The 2,717-nt window shown below is 36.5% G+C and carries 3 protein-coding genes; all 3 read left to right on the plus strand.

Translation table 11 applies throughout. The features are described from left to right. Nucleotides 1-991: ABC transporter ATP-binding protein (locus tag EA341_RS03165; RefSeq protein WP_293011243.1), on the plus strand; the 991-nt coding region annotated here is incomplete at its 5' end. Continuing rightward, nucleotides 992-1,630, plus strand: coding sequence for a hypothetical protein (locus tag EA341_RS03170; protein ID WP_293011244.1), 639 nt, complete (start codon nucleotides 992-994; stop codon nucleotides 1,628-1,630). 250 nt (nucleotides 1,631-1,880) lie between these two features. Then, nucleotides 1,881-2,285 carry a GNAT family N-acetyltransferase gene (locus tag EA341_RS03175; RefSeq protein ID WP_293011245.1) on the plus strand — a complete coding sequence of 135 codons (405 nt, stop codon included), beginning with the start codon at nucleotides 1,881-1,883 and terminating at the stop codon, nucleotides 2,283-2,285. Nucleotides 2,286-2,717 lie beyond the last annotated feature (432 nt).

Genomic DNA, 2,717 nt, shown 5'->3' on the forward strand with positions numbered 1-2,717 from the left:
TTTTTTGGGAGTTATATATTTATCAGTACTTATTTCTACGGCATCCTTGATGGTATTGAGAGAATCCTTGATGCTAGGTGAAATGGTGGCCTTGATTGCATTTTTTGGAATGATCATACCATCAGTGAACAAGTTGGCCATGTCCAATGTACAGATTCAGGAAGCAAAAATAGCTTTTGAAAGAATGTTTGAGTTTGGATTTGCCCAAACAGAGGAATCAACTTCAAACGGAGAGATTCTTGATTTATTTGATTCTATAAAATTATCGAAAGTCTGTTTTAGGTTTGCCGGGAGGAAACTACTGCTGAATAATATCAATATTGAAATCAAAAAAGGAAGATTGACATGTATCTTGGGTGAAAGCGGTGGTGGTAAAAGTACCTTACTACAACTGATAATGCGGTTTTATGAGCTGGAATCCGGGAAAATCTTATTCAATGATGAAATAAATATCAATCAAGTCATCTTAGGAAATTGGAGATCTTCAATTGGATTTGTGGAGCAGGAAACCAAAATCTTCAATGGGACTTTATTTCAGAACATATGTTTTTTTGATCCAAGAGCAAAGCCTCAGGCAGTTGAAGCTTTCTGTAATGCATATGGATTAATGCGGTTTTTTGAAAAACTACCTGCAGGTTTGGCATCTGTAATCGGAGAGGACGGAATAAACCTTTCAGGAGGTCAAAAACAATTGGTTTCTTTCGCGAGGACACTATACCACAATCCAAAATGCCTGCTTCTGGATGAATTTACCGGGGCCATGGATAAGGAAACCGAAGGCTACATGTTGGAAATACTGGAAGATTTGAAATATAAAATACCAATTTTGATTGTAACCCATAAAATTTCTCCTGCATTAAGGTCTGATTATGTTTATATTTTGGAAGATGGAAAAATTTCTATTGAAGGAACTCCAATAAATCTCCTGGATTCTGATAATCTTTTATCCAATTCTTATCATGAAATCATGTCGTTTAGAGCATTGAAATAATTGACTCAATACAATTTTGGAAGTATCTTCCCTAAGGATACCAGAAGTCGCCGGTTTGAATTTTTTTACGGAAGTAACAATAGCAGTTTAATACCAGCTCCCTATTCATGGGACCAACCCAAGACGCATACTTTCTATGCCAATCAGGGAGTGACGGTCAAGGAGGCATTTAACCTTCTGGAAGGAAGAGCAGTTCAGAAAAGTCTGTTGAATGCAGAGAAGGAACCCTATAAGGCATGGCTGCAACTTGATCTTGGACAGAAGGAACCGAACGGGAATTTCAAACTGGATCAATACCATGAGAATTATGGCTATGATGTCAAAAAGGTATTGGAAAGCCTGCCCATCAAGGAGGCTTTTGATCCAAGCAAAGCGGATTGGTTGCTCAAAGCTGTGCAAAAAGGAAATCAATATCCTGTCACCATGCAGAAAGATGGCAAGGAAGAGACCATGTATGTGGAGGCCAATCCCAAATTCAAATCCCTCAATGTCTATGATGCCCAGATGAGGACTGTCAAAACCAATGACCTCTTGCTGAGCAACAGCATGGCCAATGAACCGGATGAATCTAAAAAAAAAGCCCGTATGAAGCCGGAAACTCCTCAAGTCCCCAAGGCTTCTAAGGGCAAGCGCATTTGATTTGTGGAAGAGAAATGGAAAACACCTTTCCTTTGGGGAGGTGTTTTTTTGAGTTTTAGACAAATATTTAAGAAGGAAAACACGTTAGTTTTATGTGTTTCTTTTAAAATCAGTAATTGAAACTTCATTATTGATATTTGAATAATATCTCTTCCTTAATTTTAGAAATACGCTTTTGGCTCAGATATTTTCGATTAATCAATTATTTTTGAGCTCCCAATCAGTGATTCTAACATAAATTCCTTAATCCTTGTTTATCAAAGAAATTTCAGCTGCTGAAACATTACCTATAAGACATAAGGCCATGTGGCCAGATAAACCAAAGGATTTTGTCAGGGTACCCGGTGATGATAAAGCGATTCACCTTGGGCTGTTTGTTAATAGGAAACTGATTTCAGTTGTCTCTGTATTTTTAAACGGTTGTACTGCCCAATTCCGAAAGTTCGGAACGCTCCCTGAATTTCGCAATATGGGATATGGGAGTAAACTGCTTGTTTTTATGATTGGCTTATTAAAGGAAAGACAAATTCAAAGTATCTGGTGTAATGCCAGGGTCGAGAGAATTGGATTTTATTCAGGCTTCGGATTTTCTGAAACCCCCAAAACCTTTTTCAAGTCCGGCAAGGAGTATATTGTTATGGAGAGGGCTTTGTGATGAGTTTAGTCCTTAATAATGGAAATCAGTTGATCTGGAAGCTGTTTACAATATTGGTTTGAAATCATATGTTAATTTCATTGTGAAGATTTTACTGGTTCGAAAGCTGATATACATATAATAAAACATTGAAATTAGACTTCCAAACCAATCAACTTTGTTTTTAATTTTAATTTACTAAATTTAAAGTTATACAATCATCTGATAGCTAATTGATGGTGAATTTAGGGTTGGGTTATTGGCTCCGCCCTTTTTTTATTGCGGTTACATTCTGGAATCACGCTATCAAATGAATTGAAGTTTGCTTGAGGCTATTGAGTTGTTTTGCCAATAATCATTATTTTTATCTTTTATCATCAATCATAAAACTCAATATTATGGATAGTCTACTTCACAAAATCAATTCAGAATTTGATAATTTCAAAACAGCAG

Origin of the sequence: Mongoliibacter sp. (assembly GCF_007692705.1) — a bacterium.
Lineage (GTDB): Bacteria > Bacteroidota > Bacteroidia > Cytophagales > Cyclobacteriaceae > Mongoliibacter.